This is a genomic window from Nocardia alba NBRC 108234 (genome assembly GCF_001612665.1).
Lineage (GTDB): Bacteria > Actinomycetota > Actinomycetes > Mycobacteriales > Mycobacteriaceae > Nocardia > Nocardia alba.
The window spans coordinates 13409-32327 of sequence record NZ_BDAX01000046.1; the positions used below are offsets into that span (position 1 = coordinate 13409).

Sequence of the window (18919 nt, forward strand, 5' to 3'; positions counted from 1 at the left end):
TCCTGAGGCCCTGTCAACTCAACGCCTGTTTGCTCATCTCGTCCACCTGGAGGATGTGGTTAAATCCTCTGCCCGGCAGGGTCACCTCGATGATGGCCCTAGCGTCGGGCGGTGCGCGCGAGTACCCGACTACTCGGATCCTGTGCAGCGGCGCCAACTCTGTCCGCGCCGTAGTTCTCTCTGATGGTCGAGGCTTCGGTTGCCTCTTTCCTCCGAGTTGTCGACACCCTCCGCAGAATGCGGCCTCGAACACGACAATCGCCCTACGGCCTCGTCGGTGTGGTGGGAGATCGGGTGTACCTGCCATCAGGCGAATTGGATCTGATGAACGTTGTCGAGTTCGGTGTCAGGGCTTTCCGGTTCGCGGAACGGGTCCAACGCGGTGAGGTCACCGAACGACAGCCCTGCTTTCTGCTCGATCCATTCGATCCGGCGCTGGGTGGTTTTGTGCTGACCGAAGACGAACTCGTGCTCGGAGAGGAACTCTCCTTGCGAGAGGCTGTAACCGGTCGCGGTGAGTGCCCCGGTGGTGTCATGGACAAAGACGATCACCTTCCAGAACGCCACGGGAATTCGCACGTCGAACTTGATCGGGTCGTCGTCGTGGAGGAAGGGGCCGGTGATCACCGAGATCCGCATCTGGTCCCGGCGTGCGTTCTGCAACGCGTAGTTCTCGAGGTCGAGCCAGACTCCGGCGTTGAAGGTTTGCATCTGCGGGACAGCGTTGGTCACGTGCATGGAGTCGTTGTTGGCGCGTGCGGCGACGGTTTCCGGACCCCAGACCGGGTCTTCGCGTCGAGTCATGTGGCCGCGGGAGAACTTGGGTGCCAGCCCGTAGCACTCCTTGCTGATCTGGGCGTGGTCGGGGATGCGGGGGTCGCGCCGCCACTGCGTTCGATCGGCTCTGGCTCGTTGCTTGCCGTCGATGTTGACCGCGCTGTAGAGGCACATGCGCCGTGTTCTGCTCATCACGACCGAGAAGTGTTCGTAGTTCAGCACAGTGCCGTCGCGGCCGTTGTCATCGAAGACCAGGATATCGTCGCGGTTGTTGACCACGGGCAGCGTGACGGCCGCGTCCGAGCCCAGGAATGTTTCCGAGAATCCGCTGCGGCCGAGGTAATCCGCGGCGACTCCCTCGACGACGACGTCTGCGGCCGAAATCCCGGGCGTAGGGGAAGCGACCGTTGTGGGACCTGCAGCAGCGAGCGCAGAGAGGTTGTCCGCGTAGGGATCTCCGATCTCGACGGTGATCCGCAAAGGCACGACAGCACTGAACCGTGTCGGCCCGCCTGCGGTCGGTGTGGCACTGTCGAACGTGCCGGCACCGACCGTGTTCACAGTGACCGCGGGAGTCGCCGGTCTTACCGGCCTGCCCAGTACCGCGGCCAGGCGCTGTTGGACCACCGGGGCAGCGACCGCGAAATTGGCTTCGAGGAAGCGGCCGGCGAAGTGCAGCCCGACCGCTTCGCCGGTGGTCAACGACACCACGACCGACCCGGAATTCCCGCCGAGGGTGGTGCAGTCGTGCAGGATCACCGGTCCTTGCTTGCGGGTCAGTCGCCCCGGCGCCAGGCGTTTCTTGTCGTAGAGGTTGCCGTAGATCTGCTCCATGAGCGATTGATCGGGTATCCGGCTGTCACGTGCGGGGTATCCGATCACCGCGAGAAAGTCATCCACTACCGGGTCTTGGGACATCGGTATCGGTGAGGGTGTGCCCGGACCGGTTTGATCCACCCGTAACAGTGCGATGTCGGGTCCGGCGTCGTCTTCGATGTGCAGGATCTCGGTCATCGCGAAAGTCAGGTCTTCGGGACGGTTCGCTTCTTCGAGGAAGTCGATGGAGGCGGTCATCGGTCCGAGAATGCCTTGACGGAAAACGAATTGGCCGCCAGTGGCGCGCCCGAATTCTTGTGCGACGTGGCGGTTGGTGACGATCACGTTCGGTGCCAGAAGCCACCCGGTGCCCAGCCAGGAGGCGTCGTGGCCGGTGACCTCGATCCTGCCGACGGCGCGTGCGGCGCGGATCAGGGTCTCAGAAGCCGCGCTCAGGCGGGTCCGCCAGACCTCGCTGTCGGGATCGGTGAAGATTAGTTGCGCGGCGTCACGGTGGATGGTCAGCACGGGGCGGCCCGTGCGGGCAACGATCGTCTCGGTGTGGAAGCCCGCACCGTCGAAATCCTCCGCCGGGCTCGATGACGGTGTGCCGTCGCCTGTTTCGCGGGTGTGGGGAGCCGCTGCGAGTTCGGTCTCAGAGGTGACGGCGCGGGTCTCGGCCAGTTCGGCACGTAGCTCATCGTCGTTGTCTTCGATCGTGGCGTTGTGGAGCGCGAGCCGAGCGTGGACACCCTCAGAAATATCCATAGCGAGACAGTATTACGTGGACCGTGTCCAGGTCGGTCAAGTGCGGAAGGTGCAGGAGATCGGTCCAGGAGCGGTGGTGGTGTGGGGCTGTTGGGTGCTGGGTGCGGGAAGACCCAGGTCGCGCTGCTTGAGCGGGCCCCTACTTATTGTGAGCGGGTCTTCGGTGATGACCACCCCGACACCCTGACCACCCGCAACAACCTCGCCGCCGCCTACCAATCGGCGGGACGATTCGCCGAGGCGATCGCGCTGTACGAGCGGACCTTCACCGACTCCGAGCGGGGCCTCGGTGCTGACCATCCGCATAGCGCGATGTACCGCGAATTACTCATATCGGCGCGGAATCGACTTCGTCGTAGGAGTTGATTTGTCTGTCTGAGGTCTGTCCCAAACAGGCACTGATCGGGGTCGTTGCGCTCGCTACTTTCTCGCAGAAGCGAGATCCTCACGGGCCCTCACGGTGAGGGGATGATCCGGTCCCAACACCCGCACACAATCGTCCAGTACACGCTCGTAAAGCGGGATCGCCTCTTGTTCTTGTCCTGCCACGCGGTAGTCGGTGGCGAGACTGAGCTGGGATGTCAGAGTGTCAGGGTGGTCTGGCCCCAGGACCCGCTGCCGGTGGATGAGGGTCTGCGCGTGCAGCAAGATCGCGTCGTTGATCCGTCCCACCTCCCGATAGACCGCGGCGAGGCTGTTGTGGGAACGCAGGGTGTCGGGATGGTCGACTCCGAGGATCCGCTCCGAATCGGTGCGGATCTGCTCGAACAAGAGAATCGCTTCGGCGACCCGCCCCGCCGACCCGTATGTAGTCGCGAGGTTGTTGCGCGAACGCAGGGTGTCGGGATGGTCGACTCCGAGGATCCGCAGGCGGTCATCAAGGGTCTGCTCGTACAGCGTGATCGCTTCGGCGGTCCGGCCTGCCGATTCGTAGGCGCTGGCGAGGTTGTTGCGGGAACGCAGGGTGTCGGGATGATCTGAGCCCAGGATCCGCTGGCGATCGGTGAGGGTCTGTTTGTGCAGTGTGATCGCTTCGGCGACCCGTCCCGCCGACGCGTATGCGCTGGCGAGGTTGTTACGGGAGAGCAGGGTGTCGGGGTGGTCGTTTCCGAGGATCCGCTCGGAGTCGGCGACGGTTTGCTCGTGCAGTGTGATCGCTTCGGCGATCCGCCCCGCTGATTCGTAGGTGTAGGCGAGGTTGTTGCGGGATACCAAGACGTCGGGGTGGTTTTCGCCGAGGACTCGTTCGAGGTCGGTAAGGGTCTGTTCGTAGAGCAGGATCGCCTCGGCGGTCCGGCCTACCGTTTCGTAGGCGCTGGCGAGGTTGTTGCGCGACCCCAGGGTGTCGGGATGATCTGAGCCCCGGATCCGCTGGCGATCGGCGAGGGTCTGCTTGTAGAGCGTGATGGCTTCGGCAGCCCGGCCCGCCGACTCGTAAGCGCCGGCGAGGTTGTTGCGAGAGTTCAGGGTGTCGGGATGATCTGAGCCCATGATCCGCTCGGAGTCCTCGAAGATCTGCTTGTAGAGCGTGGTGGCTTCGGTGATCCGCCCGGCCGACTCATAGGTGCCGGCTAGGTTGCTCCGGGAATGCAGGGTGTCGGGGTGGTCGTCTCCGAGGATCCGCCGGCGGGCGGTGAGGGCGTGGTGGAAATAGTTCGAAGCGCTGGCGTGCTGGCCCTGCCCCTCCAGGAACAGCCCGGCGGTGTTGCGTATCGCCGCGATCTGGACTGTTAGCGAATCGATATCGTCGCTGGCGGGATGGCTGGTGAGGGCTTCGATGTGGGGTAGCAGTGAGCGCCAGATCGGCCACGTGGTCGGATCTTGCCAATTGGGCAAGGTGTTGTGCAGGGTGTCAGCGGCGACAGTGCGAGCCCGCTCGATCGAGACAGAGTCGCGGTGCAGGTCGGTGGGGTCGGGGGTGCGGGCCACGGCTTGGACCAGTCGGTGAATCGAGAGCCCTTTTCCGGTGGGGTCGGGGATGATCATGCTGTAGACCGTAAGCAGCCCGAGTGCAGCATCACCGGTCACCGGATCGGTAGTGCTGCGGCACAGGGGGAGTGGGATGTTGTCGGGTGCGTACCAGGCAAGGATCCGCAGCAACTCGACCGCGGCGGGGTCGGTCTCGGCGATACGGTCCAGGGTGACCCGCCAGATCCTGGCGATCGTGCGCTGCGGGTCGGTACCGGCAGCGGCTCGGTCGAAGGTGAGGCCGGGCTGGTCGTTCAACAACTGCAGGTAGGCGTGCGGGGAGGTGAAGCGCGCCTGGGCCAGGTACGCCCCCGCTTGCTTGACCGCCAGGGGTAGATACCCCAATGCTTCACACAACTCCGCGACACCGTCGAGATCACGGGGGCCGCCTGCGGTGATCAACCCGGTCAACAGTTCTTCGGCCTTGTCGACGGCGAGGACATCGAGCGAGATCACCATCGCGTCGGCTTGCCACGGCACCGACAGACGACCGGTGATCAACACCCTGCCTGTCCGGGCACGTGCCAGCAGTGCGTCGATATCGGCGGGGTCTTCCACGTTGTCGAGGATCAGTAGCCACCCGGTATGGCTGGCCAACCACTGCAATCCCCGCTCGGCGAGGTCCTCGACAGTCAACGCCTCGGCTAACGCGGGCTGCAGTCGGGCCGCGAACCCAGCCAGGCCCTGCTCGACCCCGGCGAGGGAATCCGCGCGGATCCACACGATCGGCGCGCATCCGTGTGGATGCTTGCCGGCCCAGTAGGCGACCAAGCTGGATTTACCGACACCGCCCAACCCGTGTACGGCGGCCACGACGACCGACTCCTGGGCGATGACCGCGGCGTCCAAGCGCTCCAGTTCGGTTTCGCGACCGACGAACCATCTCGGCCATGACTCCAGGTTGTCGATCCCCGCGGGTGCCTCGACCTCGGCCATCGGCTGGAAGGCTTCTGCCGGAGGCTGCACCACCCGGGTGCTACTGATCTGGGTGATGAAGTTGCCGTCTACGTTGACTCCGGTAGCCGAGAACATTGCCTGCGCGGCGGGGGCGGGCCTGGGTGCCGCCGCGCTTAGTGAGGGTCCGGCCGCGCCGAGACCACCTGCACATCGGTCACCGAGAAATCCCCCAGGGTCTTCACGTCTTTCGCGATCACCCCGCTCGCGCCGGCGGCCCGGATCCCGCGGACCTCGATCTGCCCGGCCTCCACGCGTTCCAGTCGCACACCTACCAGCTCGGCGGCCTGGGGTGAATGCTGTTCGATCACCCCCAGCAGTACCTGCACGGCGGCCGCCAGCTCCGTATCTGCGCCCGCGCCTGCCGCCTCCAGTTCCTCGGCCAGCACCTCTTGGCGTTTCAGCGCCTGTGGCCGGGCTTCGACGATTTCCACGTCTACAGACGAATACCGCCGCTCCAGCAGTTCTTTCACCTTCTTGTAGGCATCGCCCACTGCCAGTTTCGCGGTCTCGGTCACCCCCGCTGCCAGACCTGCCGCTACCACGGAAGCCGATGCTACTGCCGCAGCCATTATTTCCGGACCCATCCGAACCACCCCTTCTCGACATCGAACCAGTCCGGCACGAACACTGGACGGGTACCCTGCACAAGATAGCGAAAAACCAGCCACCGCACCGTCGTTCGAACAACCGATACGGCTCGGACAACCTTCCAAGCAGGCGTCTGACCTCCGATTCCCATCTCTTCTCGGTCCTCACCAGGCCGAATAGGGCTCTAGTCCGGGGCGGGCTCATTTAGCGGGGCCCGCTCACTCCGGTCAGTCAAAATCCGCTTCAGTTGTGCAACTCAGGCTGAAGGCTGACTGAGTCAGAATTATGTAAGCGCGACCAAGTATGGGGCGGAAGGCATAGTACAGACTTCCGGTCGTCACTCCAACGGTCGCTACTATTCGATATCAATGTCGAGGTCGGTAAGATCCGGCAGCCTTGACGACCAATTGATCCATGCTTCAACGCTCAGCTGTGCAGGGTTCGCAACATGCAGATTGTCGCGAAGGATCGACAGCGCGTTCGTAGCCAAAGCATCATAGTCACTCCTCATAGCTGGCCAGGAAATCGATTTACGCCAGTTATCGCCGTCCTCCTGCGGCCTTGCCCAGCCACCGGCCTCCAACTGATCCTCACCAGCAGTTGACATTCTAAACCGGTGATCGATCTCAGTATTCGGAGCAATTTGGCACAGCAATTCGACACCGCGTCTCGCGTGATGTAAGAATTCGAACTGAATGAATCGCTCACCCGGCGCGCTAAGAATCAGTACCTGATGGTAGGGCATCCTGACCAATGTTTTCACTAGGCCGCGTGATAGCAACCGCCAGTCTGTCGAGGAAACTTGCGCGGTAGTTACACCAGCAATATTGTCATTTATCTGGCCTTTTCCGCTGTCAGAATCCCGATCCGCGTAAAATTCCTCGTCTTCATCCTCGTCGTCCGCCTCTACTTCAATAGCATTGTCTAGCCAGTCCTGATATCGTGGGTTCCTAAGCCACAATACGATTTCGCCATCGCTAACCTCAAGACTTACCACGACACTAGCTAGACCGAGCCATGTAATGGCTTGCACCGGACCAGTGGCATACCGATCCGAACTACCAAACAGGCCCATCAATCGCTGCGCTATTGCGGCGAATGCATCCCCATCCGACTCGAACCATCCGCTGCCGGATGCCGTCGATTGTCCAGACACAGGCACAGATATCACTGATATTCCGGTTTTCGCAATACCAGATACCGAGCCTCCATTTGTGTGTGCAAAAGCTCTGGGGTAGACAAGATCGAGCGCTGTGGCTAGCAGCATGTGAGACTCGCCGACAGCTGGCCTGGTCCACCCAGCAACCCGACAAAAGCTATCAAGGTTCTGATGGGTCCAGGTCCAGTTGAAGGTCGATGCGAGTCTCGCAATGTGGAGTGCACCTGCAACATCGGCATGCATACCTTGACACTACTTCCTATGACGATGGGTGCGTTGCACCGCAGGTCGTGGGGCCGAGTGCGCCACGACGTTCTCAGCCAACTGGTCGGTTGATTCCAAAGATTCTGGGCAGTAGACGATCAGGTTGAATCGGTGCGTGCGAGCTACCTCTCTCGTGTCGCGTGACGGTGACCGAGAGATCCTGCAAGCCTGGATCCGGTCCACGACGATGAAGTTGATGTTCCCCCGGTTTCGTGGAGTCGAGATACCAGAATTCAGGCCACTCCACGAAACCGGGGGAACATCACTCCGTGAAAACGGGGGTGCCTCTCTATTTGTCAAGCTGCTGTAGAGGATTCGGTGACGTCTGTCGTCGTAGCCGGTTCTCGTCGGTGCTCATGGTCCGCCAGATGTGGTTGGACAGGTGTCGTTTCAGGCAGCGCGTGGCCGCGCGTGGCGTCGCTCCTGCAGCCATCTTGCGGTCGTAGTAGGCGCGGCCGGCGCTGCCCGGCATTCGGATCTGGACCATGGCGACGGTGTGGATCGCGGAGTTGAGTTGGCGGTCGCCGTAGCGGTTGAGTCGGTGGCGCTGGTGATCGGCGCTGGCGATCTCGACCGGGGCGGTGCCGTTGTAGGTGGCGTAGGCGCCAGCCGACGGAAACCGGGCCGCCGGCCCGGTGCGGCCGATCAATCGGGCCGCCAGAACGGGACCGACACCGTCGATATCGCGCAGCCGGGTGCCATGCTCGTCGAGCAGCTGCTCGGTTTCTTTCTGGTTCGCGGCCAGCTGCTGATCGAGCCGACGCACGTCGGTTATCAGTTCCTTGCACAACTCGACACGCACTCGGTCGGCCTTCACCTGTGGGCGGAACCCGCGCAGGACCGCCGCGGCACCGGCGGCGGTCAGGCTGGTCGGAGCACCACCGGCAAGCAAGTCCCGCAACAGTGCATGCAGCTGGTTGACCGTCCGAGTCCTGTTGTGGGACAGGTTGAGTCGTCGTTCATCCAGCAGCTTCAGAGCGTCGGAATGATCGTCGACAGTGATCGGTCGACAGTCTCCCTGCAGCGCGGCAACACAGACCGCCGCTGCCGCGGCGTCGATGCGGTCGGTTTTGCGTCGCCCACCGCGCGAGGGTTCCCGTACCCGCGCGGTCGCGGTGGTCGGCACGTCGACGACGATCTCGCCGCGAGCGATCAGCCACCGTGCCAGATGACGACCCAGGCCCTCGGCGTTCTCGACCGCCCATCGGCGCACCGGCCACGGCTTGGCCCAAGCGATCACCCGCTTGTAGTCGGCGAGGGTGGACTCGATGCGGATCGAGCCGAGATCGGTGTTGCTGACCGGATCCACCGCGGTGGCGGTGTGGGTGCGTTTGTGCGGATCGATACCGATGACAATCATCGAGCACGGGTCCCTTCTCGCATGGTGGGCGGGGATCCGCGGCGGACAATCCGACTTCGAGCACCTTGCCCGTCCTTGTGGTCACGCCTCTCTTCAGTCACGTCGCGAACGCAGACCGGGTGGTGCGACATACCCCACGCTGAGTCAGCCGAAAACCTCGGCGACAGGAACCTCAGGAGTCAAACCACCCGGTCTGCTACGGCACGCTACGGGGAGCAAATCCGACCACGAACCGCTGCCAGCCATATAAGTCGAAACCTCAGGTCGAGCCGACTGTGCGCAACGCAGTGTGGATGCGTTTGCCGTTGGCGGTGAGCACGGCGATGCCGGTGCCGGTGAGGCTCGGGTCGATCCCAACCACGATCATCCGTTGATCTCCTGTGTGGTGTTGGCTGCGGCGTTGATCCGGACGGTGCGGGAGGGCAATTGGTCCACCGGTGTTGATGCCAGGCTTGAGTTCGGATTCGATCTGGTGACGGTAGGCGCGAACTGATATGTTGCGCTTGCCAATTCGCTCGTCTCGGGTGCGCCGGGAGGCACCGCCCCCAAGGCAGAGCGAGCTCGAATCCAACACGGGGGAATCCGATGCGAAAAGCCATACTTGCCGTTGCGACCGTCTTCATCGGCTCTGGCGTCATGCTCATCACCGCAGGACCTGCACAGGCGGACAATTCCCTCATCTGCGTGAAAGGCGGAGGACGCGTTCACATTCAGACGGCCCCCTACCCCAAAAAGGGCACGCAAGGGGTATGTCTGGGCGGCAGGTACGACGGCCAGGTTCTGTTCAGGCATTACACCTACTAAGGCCAACTGCCCGGGACCCGGGTGCTGCCGACCTGACGAAGGTGGGCGCCCGGTCCTCGCACAGAACTCACATCTCCGCCTGACCGGGTTGCCGGTCAGGCGGTTTTGTTTCACGCGCACGATTCGGCTCCCGTCTCCCTGTCCTGATAGTCGTGCATGATCGCCTCGATCGGTGTGCGCTCGAATCGTTTGGCATGGGCCTTTTCACATGTGTCGCAGTCACATTGGGCGCAACCATCGCGCCGCTTCCGTGTGCGCCACGAGCTTCGGCGTCGGCCAGGGTCTCGAACCATGGGCGCCGCGTGCTGGCGTTACGTGCGGTGTGGTCGGCTTCGAGTGCGGCCTGCATCGTTCGCGCGCTGACAGCGAGCCGTTTGAGTTGGTCGACGAATACACCGAGGCGGGTGCCGAGCGCTGTTGCGAAGTCGGGTCGAACCCTACGAAGGTGAGCAGTGCTCGATCAAAGTCTTTGTGCGCGTTGCATTTTCGCGCCTAGTGTTTCATGCGTGGGAAGTACTCGGGAGTTCGGGGCAGCTGGCCGCGGCGGCTCATCCCTGGCCGCCCGCGGCGGGCAGATACAGGGCGACGACGCGCTGCACGCCTTCGGCTTGCTCCTCGGTCATCTCGAGATCGCTGCTCTCCGAAGAACGGCTCGTGCCCCAAGGCATCGAGGGCCGCACGCCGTTTCGCGGCCCGCTCGAAGATGTTCTGCACCAGCTCGTCGGCGGGCTGCGCGCGGGGATGGGATTCGCGGGCACCGTCACGATTCCCGAGTTGCAGCGGGCACAACTGATGCGGATCACAGCAGCGGGGATGCGCGAAAGCCACCCCCACGACGTCGCGATCACCACGGACGCACCCAACTACGCATCGAAGCCTTAGTCGACCAGCGCTTGCCGCTACGCATCGGGTAGCGGCAAGTGGGGGCTCGTGACCGCGACAACCGACTACCGCTCCGGCACCTACCTCTACGCCGGAATCCGGTGGCACCAACAGAGTTGGTGCCACGGCCTCTTCGCCGACGCCGGCACCACCTGCGAGATCCCCGGGCATGAACGCCTGGTCATCGAGACCGACAGCCGAGCCCACTGGTGTTTGGGCTTCACCGACTACCGGGGCCCCGGTAGTCGCCGTCGATGCCCCAGCAGCGCCACGCTGCGGATCAATACCCAGTGCGTAGGCTCCGGCTCCGGGAAGGCCTGAGCACCGCCGAGAGGGCGCTCCCACGTCACCGACTGGCCGATGCCGGCCAGATCATCGGGCGCAGAATCATCGTGCGCCCCAGCGTCCCGACAGCAGGGGCCTGCCAGAGGATCGTGACCAAATGTCAAGGTGGGAAACCCCTTTAGGTAAACCGCCTGCGTCCGCCGTAGACGGGTGGTCGCTGCTCCGCGGTAGCCTTCATGGTGGTAGCCGCCCGAGCGGGTGGCACAAACCGTGGATCGGCGCGAACGTAGGGGAGTGGTTGTGGGGTACGGGATCATGGCGTACTCGGTTCGGATCGAACATTTGCGCGCGCCTTCGACGTTCGCCTCAGAACCGGCGGCGTTCTACGACTGGATGGTAGGGCTTCATTCGTCCGCGATCAGCTCAGCGCAGCGACGCACCGCGCTACGCGAATTGTTCTTCAGTGAGCCGCATTCGGGCACCGACGGGGCGGACTACGGGTACGCGCTGAAGGTGCTTTGCGAGCGGTTCGGCGGCTCGTTGAACAACGAGTACTGGTATCCGATCGGATCAAGCGGGCTCGACACGGTCGGTCAGGAACTGGCAAGGCTTGGGGTGAAGCTCGACCCCGCTGATGATCTCGCCTTCGCCGGCGCACCCGTCCCGATCCCGGAGGTCGACGACTTTCCAGGCATCGGCTACCTGACCTGTGCGCGGATGAACGAGCTCGCCCCGGCCCTGGACGCTGCGAACTTGAGCGTCGTCGGCGACCCCTACGTGCGAGGGGCCATTGCAGAGATACAGCAGTGGATACACCACTGCACTGAGGATGGCAGCGACCTGGTCACCTTCTATCACTGACCGGAGTCTCCGGTGCCTGCAACAGGCGCCGATCCGTGTTCGTCGGAACCCGATCTGGTCTACGTTGCCGAGGTGAACGAAGACACCGATCTCGACCCCTCACCGGCACAGCTGGCATGGTTTTTCGCCTTGGATCTCGACGAGCAGGTGCAGCTGATTGCCGACCCGGAAATGGCGCTGCCGCTGACGCTGGTCAAACGGATCACGACCCTCGGTGGAACCGCATCGACGGCGTACTGGGTCGGACAGCCTCCCGGCCCGCTGCGGTTGACACCGCACCATGCCCGTCTGCTGAACCGACGACGCCAGCACCTGCTTGAATGGTGGTCCGGCCTTCCGGCTGCTGTCCAGCAGAAGTTCTTGGACAACCGCCACGGTGAGATGCAGTGCGACCTGCGCGGCTTCGCCCTCGAAGCGGTCACGACGCCGACGGAACCTTCCTCGATGTTCTCCGTTGGGCCGTTCAGCCGCATATTCCTTGAGTGGAGGGCCACGACCGCGGAGAACGCCTGATCAACCAACCCCGACCATCCAGGTACCGGGTTGGTCGGGATCAGGGATGAGAAGCGGAGCGGTATAGGCCGACGCAGCGGGTCGGGGCGTGACGATTGCGGGGATCATGCTCCGGCCCCGGAGATGTTCGAGCGTCGTCACTGCCCGACTCGCTCAGCTCGACCACGCGCGTTGGTAGGGCCGGTCAGGCGAGGTCAGCCACATTCCCCCTGAGCAACCGTGCGATCCTCGTCGAGGCGGTTTCCATTGGGGTAGAAGGGGGTTGGCTGTGATAGGCCGAGACGAGCAGGGTGTGTTCGAGGTGCGATGGGGCGGCGACCGATTCATGAGGGGGTGGTCGGCGACGGCCGACGAGTTGACGACGATTCTTCACCGTTACGGCATCCCCGACCCCGACCTGACCAACCCTGACGTGTCGACCATGACGGTCGAGAACCCCGAAGAGGTGCGTACGGGCCGGCTCGATGACGACATTGACGAGTGGAACCGATTGCTGCGGTCGCGGGCAGATGGACCCCAGCGCGCTCAGCTGCGCGAGGCTCTGGTCGCGTTGAGAGATCAGATCCCCGCCGACGGCGCTGAACTTCGACGATGGTTGGCACAACGCGCCGAGGTAGTGAATGCCGAGGCACCGCAGGTCGATCGGGTCGCGGTGTTCCAGGGTGGCAGTCCGGTCCGGTGTGATCCCGGGCCCGAGTTCCCGGCCTGGTCGGAGTGTCTGGAGTGGGTGGATTCGCAGACGATAGTTTCCACGGTGGACCGGGTCTGGGGCAGTTTCGACCGGATGGAACGGCATCGGCGGTCCTTGGATGCGTTCTGCCTGTCGCTGCGCGCGGCCGACTCGGCGCCATTGCTGGAGGCCTGGATCGATGACTTCACCATCGGCAGATTGCGCCAGCCCGTGCAGCTGGTTCGTGTCGAGGGCCCAGCCGGGCCAGTACACCAGCTGCGCGCCGACGGAACGCACCGCGCGCACTTTGCGCGGGTGTTCGGCCTGCCAGTGATGGCATTGGTCAAGATCAGTCAGTTGCCGCGGCCGCTGATCGTGATCGATCACCCCGATCACCCGGGTCCGGATGCCCTTGGTGCGGGGTTCGGGCGTGTAGCGTCGCTATATATGGGGCTGCGAGCGCGAGGCCTTCTTGAGGTCGACGGCGACCCGCGACGGCCGGACTTCATGGACGTGTGGCAACTGCGGCGGGTGTGTGCGGAGTGGATGTTGCTTCCGCCGGCTGAGGCAGCGGCGGCCAATCATGCCTACGACAAGGTGTTTCCGGGGGCGCTGGTCGAGGCCACAGGACTCACCGCCGAGCAGCTCTATGACCCGCACCGGTGGGCTCGTGCAGTTGTGCTGCCACCGAGTAAGCTGTTCCGGGCCCGCCTGTGGCATGAGAACCGCAAGCGCAAAAGGCTTTTCGCGCGAATGCACGACGTGCCGACCGCTCCTGCATTCGGGATTGACCTCGCTCAACCGGACGGGGGAGTCAATGCGTCCCGGCAGGGGCCGGAGCTCACGGCTGACAAGCGCGAGCACTAGGTGGCTGACGAGGGCGTCCCGGGCGGGGCGTTTCGACTCGAACTGGTCAGCGATGTCGGAGTTCTCGGCGGCCGTCGCCGTCGGCGTGTCCGGAAAGACGCGAGCGCAGTACGCCTCGAGCTGGCGTACTTCCGGCGCATCCTCGTCCTACGGGCCCACAGGCGGCTCCGTCACACCGGTGGACTCCAAGAACCTGTGCGCTTGTGCGCGTTGGCGTTCCGGCGACACCCATTCTGTCCACGTCGGGGTCGTCTCGACGGCTTCCCCGCCGGACGCCATCGTCAAGATTTCGTCATCCACCGTGCTGTCTCCGTACTCTCGAATTTTCCGAAGAACCTGGGATCCCTGCGAGGGATCACGCTAGCGCCAGGAACCGACACGTGATGCCGCTGCGTGGCCAACCCCGGCGCGCGGGCTGTCATCGGCCCGACCCTGGCATACACCGCACCCGCCTCGGCGCGGTAGCGGTCGGGTCGATCGATCAGTCGCACGGGACTCCGTACCCGGCCACAGTGGTATAACCAGCTTCAGTATCGATGCGATAGTCCACTCCAGCGGGCACATATACCCAATCACCGGTGCGATATTCGGTACCGTTCAGCGTTAACGACCCCGAGACCACAAGACGCAGAATCGGCTCACCGTGCCGGTGCGACTCCACTGCGGTACGTGGGGCGACCTCGGTCATTACCAAGAACTGCGCGGATGAGATATCGACGGGCACAACGCATTTCGTGATACCCGAAGCGGTGTTTTCCTGCATTGTGAGGGCGCGCCACTCACCGTCGCGAAACGTGTGTGAATCGATGATCGTCGCAGATGTGGACTCGGAGACAAACTCGTCCACATCTATCGCAGAGTGCAGCCCGACCGGTTCCAAATTTTGCATCGAATCTCCCTGGGGGTTGTCAATGTAACGAACAACGGACAGAGGCAACGAGCCTGCTCAGGCTACTGCCATGCCGTTCTCTCGACTACGCGCCGCGCGTGCGCCTGATCGCCGACTCTCTGAGGCTCGGCCGCCGGGACCGGGGGGCGGTGATCCTGTTCTGACCGGGCAGGTCGGCATCCGTGAGGCAAGGTTGTCGACCATGTGGCAGGGCCGCTAGCTCGCCGCTGCCCTCCTGAGCACCAAAGACACGGACGCGAGTCGCCCGATGTCGGCTCCGAGGTATGTCCGCGCCGACGATCGCGGCGGCCGATACGGTGGATTCCCGCGACCGGCCGAGTCGCCTGCGAGGGACGCACGGCCGCGAAGGGCCGCTGTGCTTTCGCTCTTCTCGCCGATCGGATCACCGCAGAGCTCTGGGCGATTCGGTGCATCCTGAACCCGGTCCCGAGCCGAGGATCCGCTGGAAACCGTCACGCAAGACCGAGGCTCGGTCCAGGAAAGCCTCAGGATCTCACAACGGATGGGCCGGGAGGCTGCGGCTTGGTTGGCGGACCTGGGTATCGCGCTTCGGCCATTCCCCTCGGACACGATTCTCATCTTGCCGGGAAGCCGCTCGGGTATCCACCGGATGCCGATCAGTCCGGACCGCGCGGCGGTCGCTGACTGGTGACGATCAGTGGAATTCGGGATCGGCTACCCAGCCGGAGTCGTGATCGCCCGCAGCGTACCTCGCCCTGGCCTACACCCTCGAGGGCTTGGTGCGGGTCAGATACAGCCCGGATACGGCCATTCGAATTGCAGGTAGTTGAACATGGCGTTCCAGGCGTAGTAGCCGTAGGTCGACGGGTCGCCTTCGCAGGCGATGAAGTTGTATCCGAAACCGGTCGGATAGTCGCCGTCGGGATAGTTGACGAAGAGCGTGCTGTGGTAGACCAGGAACCACTTGTTGCTGCCCTCGGCGGTGTTGAAGGACAGGGCTTTCGGGCCGAGTCCGTCCATCACGCCGACCGTGGGCAGACCCGCGAGAGTCGGCCACATATCGGTCACGCCGACGGGAGAGGGGAGATACGAGTGGAAATCTCCACTGGTCGCGTCGAGAATGGCGAGCCGGTTTCCCGCGATGAACACGTAACTTTCGTTGACGGCCGTGGCGCAGGAGATACCGTTGCTCCATTGCTTCCGCTCGTCGTCGCCGAATTCGCCGTCGGCGATCCGCTGTAGTCCCCTCCACACCGTCGTCAGTTTCGATGGCGACCAGGTCAGGGTGTCGCCGTTGCCGTTCGTCCGCGCGCAGTACTGGCCGTTGAACAGCCACCACATACCGGTGCGGGGACTGTAGGCGCAGGTATCCAATCCACTGTCGAATTCCGAATGCCCCCGCAACGCGGTCCACGCGTAGGTGTCGCGGAAGTCCCTGGGGCTGGTGTGCATGGTACTGCCGTTGTAATCGGTGGAGAAGTAGATCGACGACACCCGCTCGTCCGGATTCGTATTGGTGGCGGTGAAAGCCCAGCGGCCCTTGTAGGCGTTGATGGAGTTCACCGTCCACCATCGCAATCCGTTCACGGTATCCGGGGGCCCGACGGGACCGGGGGGATTGTAGCCGGGATCGGGTACCGGGTTCACGATGGGCGAGGGAAAGGTGCCTTCCAATTTGACCCTGTGGTCCGATACCCCGCGGGATACCGACTTGATCGATTCCACTTCGGTGTCGATATACGCCTGGATGGCCGCGAAGAGGGGCACGAACTCCTCGAAGGCTTCCATCGACTCCTTCAGGACTTCCTCGAAGAATTGCCCCATGCCGTCGATCCAGGTGACCGCCTGCTCGCTCAGATGAATGGTGTACCAAGGAAAATCCACCTCGGTATAGATATCTTGTCTGAGGTCGGCCTTGCTGACGTCGGCCGGTGCCGGATTGCGGCGGTGGACGAGTGGTCCGGCGGAGGATTGCGGGGAAAGCAGCACGACGTCTCCTCGGGAACCGCCACAGAAGGGGCGGCGGGTAGCACGAAACCCCATGTGTGGGAAAGGTTTTCAACTACTTCTTCCAGATGACTGTATCGAGCTGTGGTGCGGTGGTGCAAGAGTTCTCGACAGGTCGCGAGTTCACGGGGTGACGGCAGGTGCCCGCCGGAGGAGGTCGCGGCCGATCGCCGGATCGGACTCCCGGATCCGCAGGGAAGGAACGATTTTCGTCGACCGGGTGGGCCCGTCTCGGGATCCGAAATCTCGGCCCTGCGCGAATCCGCACCGGTGTCGATCACGCCGGGTGCGCCCGCACCGAGGAAGCGCACGGCCCCGGTGGCTTCGCCTCGGCGCAGGCGCGCCGAGGCGGTCTCCGGTCAGTTCGGCGCGGACGCGCCCGAGGTCGGCGGCAGTGGTTTGGTGATCACCGGTTGCGCTGCCGTCACGGCGCCCGTGGCCCCTCCTCATGGATGTGCTCGCTGGACAGATCGTCGCGCGAACGCCTCATTACTCACTGTCGCACGGCCGAGATCCGTTCCAGCGGAAGGTGGTACGGCAACGAGCCGGGCGGCGGGCTCGCACGCTGATCCCACGCGACCCCCAACAACCACAACAACCGGAACCACCGAAGAAGGTCATGCCCATAGCTCTTATCGCTGCTCGAGAGCAGATGCCCGACGAGCCGGAGTGCTTCGAGGGAGAGGCCGAAGCCGTGCAGGCGCATGCCGAGCGGGGCGAGGGTTGTAACACCAATGTAAGCGCCATAGGCCGGATCCGTCGCTCCAGTCGGCGCCGAACGCTCTGCGGGTGCTGTGCGGATCATTCGGGGAATCGCTGGCCTCAGGGTCCTGCTGGGCCTGGTTCTACTTATCTTTCTCATCGGCGGGTTCTCGCCTGGCACGGGAGCCGCGACGGCGATTTTGGTCGTCGTAGGCGTAGCGTTCGTACGTCGAAGACGCGATGCCGAGACACGCAATACGAGCTCGACCGGGTGCTGCGGATGTTCGCTGACGAACCGCACGATCACCGACGGGTCTGGCCGAGCTCCGAGGCGAAATACGCACTCGCATCACGCAATGCAGCGTTGACCCGCTCCAGCTCGGCAACCCGTTTCCGGAGCTGCTCGTTCTCCTCGGCCATATCGGTTGTCGGGCGGTCATGACGTTGGCCGGCATCGGCTTCGGCCTGGCGGATCCAGTTCCGCAACGCCTCGTGATGCACCCCCAGCTGCGCGGCCAGCTTCCGGATCGTCGGCTTGGGATCGGACTCTCGATACAGCCGGACCGCCCGAACACTCAACTCGTCCGGATATCTCTTCGGTGGTGCCACTGATCGGCACCGGCGTCGCACGATGGTGCGATGCTGAGCCGTGCCGACTGCTGTACCGCCTGAGGTGAAGTCGGGCGCCGCCGCAGCGGTTGCGCCCTCGGCGACTTTCACCTCACCATGTACGACGGCCAGGCTGATCCCGACTCCGCGCGAGATCTCGCGCAGGGCTTGCCCTTCGGCGCGGCGGGCGAGGATCGCGCGGCGTTTGTCGTCATCGACGACCCTGGGACGTCCGCCTTTTCGGCCGCGGCGGGCGGCGGCGTCGAGGCCATCGCGGGTTTTACGGGCGATGTCGCGGCGCCGGTCCTCGGCCATGGCGAGCGCCAGATCCAGGATGAGGCTGCGTTCCGTGTGCTCGCCAGCGGCGATTCCGTGCAGGATTTTCACCGCGACGCCTTGCCGGAACGGGTCGTTGAGCACGATCAGCCCTTCGAGCAAGTTGCGGCCGAGCCGGTCGGCTTCCTGGACGGTGAGCATGTCCTCCCCGGGGCGCATGAAGTCCAGCGCGGCGCGCAGGCCCGGCCGATCGGCGATTCTCAGTTTGCCGCTCACCTTTTCCTCGAACACCCGCACGCAGATCGGATCGAGGTCGTCGTGCTGCCGCCGGGTCTCCTGTCTGCTAGTGCTGACCCGTACGAGACCGACGAGCGCCATTCCACCCTTGTCGATTCCTGAAGTCATCTGCGCGGATGCTCGCAGTCGTCTGCACTGTCAGCTACTGGGCCATCGGCTTGGTGGGTGAGCGGCCAGAATTTCGACTGTTCGAGTTCGGTTCATCGGTCCGCTGTAGTGGGCGAGGGCGGCGGCTTGGGCATTCGAACAGCGTTGTGGGTGGGCGCTTTTCGGCTAGATTTAGCGTTGCCTGTCGCGCTTCGATAGGGGGCTGGATGAGTTCGGGGTCGTGGTGGCCGGTTGCGGTGCCGATCGCGGTGGCGGGAGCGGCGAGCACCGGGTTGGCGATCGTGGTGAATTTGGCTACCGGAGACGGGCCGTGGTGGATGTGGGTGCTGGTCGCGTTCTTGACGGTGGCAGGTATCGGAATCTCGGTGTGGCTTGATGAAGCACAACTTGATGCGTCGTAGACGCTTCACTCACTGCCCCGGAACTCCTCCGCACAAGCGACGCAGTCGAAGCCTCGGGTACACCAGTCGGCAGCGCGCTCGTGGCCTCGAGCGCCTGCCTCGCCTTGGC

14 protein-coding genes and 1 pseudogene are annotated in these 18919 nt (G+C 63.8%); 7 read left to right on the forward strand and 8 right to left on the reverse strand.

The genetic code is table 11. The features are described from left to right. Window positions 1-306 precede the first annotated feature (306 nt). Complete coding sequence (locus NA12_RS31640; RefSeq protein WP_067460065.1) at window positions 307-2361, reverse strand: DNA/RNA non-specific endonuclease; 2055 nt, start codon at window positions 2359-2361, stop codon at window positions 307-309. An 81-nt stretch (window positions 2362-2442) separates the two neighbouring features. On the opposite strand from NA12_RS31640, the gene NA12_RS35095 reads away from it, so the two are divergent. Beyond that, a complete protein-coding gene (locus tag NA12_RS35095) occupies window positions 2443-2727 on the forward strand; it encodes a tetratricopeptide repeat protein (RefSeq protein WP_067460068.1) in 285 nt (94 codons plus the stop codon). A gap of 54 nt (window positions 2728-2781) precedes the next feature. Here NA12_RS35095 and NA12_RS31650 read toward each other — a convergent pair whose 3' ends face one another. The 4 genes from NA12_RS31650 to NA12_RS31660 form a co-directional block, all read right to left on the reverse strand. After that, window positions 2782-5295, reverse strand: a complete 2514-nt coding sequence (locus NA12_RS31650) for a tetratricopeptide repeat protein (RefSeq protein WP_132370465.1) — start codon at window positions 5293-5295, stop codon at window positions 2782-2784. Window positions 5296-5399: 104 nt separating this feature from the next. Continuing rightward, window positions 5400-5870 carry a Het-E N-terminal domain-containing protein gene (locus NA12_RS33975; protein WP_503826297.1) on the reverse strand — a complete coding sequence of 157 codons (471 nt, stop codon included), beginning with the start codon at window positions 5868-5870 and terminating at the stop codon, window positions 5400-5402. Between the two features lie 359 nt (window positions 5871-6229). After that, window positions 6230-7276 carry a DUF6301 family protein gene (locus NA12_RS33980; protein WP_132370463.1) on the reverse strand — a complete coding sequence of 349 codons (1047 nt, stop codon included), beginning with the start codon at window positions 7274-7276 and terminating at the stop codon, window positions 6230-6232. Between the two features lie 310 nt (window positions 7277-7586). Further along, window positions 7587-8657, reverse strand: coding sequence for an IS110 family RNA-guided transposase (locus NA12_RS31660; RefSeq protein WP_067460076.1), 1071 nt, complete (start codon window positions 8655-8657; stop codon window positions 7587-7589). A gap of 1437 nt (window positions 8658-10094) precedes the next feature. Here NA12_RS31660 and NA12_RS34835 point away from each other — a divergent pair. From NA12_RS34835 to NA12_RS31690, 5 genes and pseudogenes are all read left to right on the forward strand, one after another. Continuing rightward, window positions 10095-10343 (forward strand): annotated as a pseudogene (locus NA12_RS34835) (IMP dehydrogenase); the annotation flags it as partial. A 48-nt stretch (window positions 10344-10391) separates the two neighbouring features. Beyond that, window positions 10392-10664 (forward strand): hypothetical protein, encoded by a 273-nt coding sequence (locus tag NA12_RS31675; RefSeq protein ID WP_067460084.1) that lies wholly within the window; start codon window positions 10392-10394, stop codon window positions 10662-10664. A 279-nt stretch (window positions 10665-10943) separates the two neighbouring features. Continuing rightward, window positions 10944-11489, forward strand: coding sequence for a DUF7691 family protein (locus NA12_RS31680; RefSeq protein WP_132370461.1), 546 nt, complete (start codon window positions 10944-10946; stop codon window positions 11487-11489). A gap of 72 nt (window positions 11490-11561) precedes the next feature. Continuing rightward, window positions 11562-12002 (forward strand): hypothetical protein, encoded by a 441-nt coding sequence (locus NA12_RS31685; RefSeq protein ID WP_067460089.1) that lies wholly within the window; start codon window positions 11562-11564, stop codon window positions 12000-12002. A gap of 292 nt (window positions 12003-12294) precedes the next feature. Next, window positions 12295-13539 carry a hypothetical protein gene (locus NA12_RS31690; protein WP_132370459.1) on the forward strand — a complete coding sequence of 415 codons (1245 nt, stop codon included), beginning with the start codon at window positions 12295-12297 and terminating at the stop codon, window positions 13537-13539. A gap of 481 nt (window positions 13540-14020) precedes the next feature. Here NA12_RS31690 and NA12_RS31695 read toward each other — a convergent pair whose 3' ends face one another. The 3 genes from NA12_RS31695 to NA12_RS33385 all read right to left on the reverse strand — a co-directional run bounded on the left by NA12_RS31695 (window position 14021) and on the right by NA12_RS33385 (window position 18382). Continuing rightward, the gene (locus NA12_RS31695) at window positions 14021-14428 is read right to left on the reverse strand and encodes a cupin domain-containing protein (protein ID WP_067460095.1); all 408 of its coding nucleotides are present in this window, start codon (window positions 14426-14428) and stop codon (window positions 14021-14023) included. A 768-nt stretch (window positions 14429-15196) separates the two neighbouring features. Continuing rightward, window positions 15197-16399, reverse strand: a complete 1203-nt coding sequence (locus NA12_RS31700; protein WP_067460098.1) for a hypothetical protein — start codon at window positions 16397-16399, stop codon at window positions 15197-15199. 1023 nt (window positions 16400-17422) lie between these two features. Next, window positions 17423-18382, reverse strand: coding sequence for a recombinase family protein (locus NA12_RS33385; RefSeq protein WP_084473324.1), 960 nt, complete (start codon window positions 18380-18382; stop codon window positions 17423-17425). Between the two features lie 263 nt (window positions 18383-18645). Here NA12_RS33385 and NA12_RS31720 point away from each other — a divergent pair, with 263 nt between their 5' ends. After that, window positions 18646-18810, forward strand: a complete 165-nt coding sequence (locus NA12_RS31720; protein WP_157106429.1) for a hypothetical protein — start codon at window positions 18646-18648, stop codon at window positions 18808-18810. Window positions 18811-18919 lie beyond the last annotated feature (109 nt).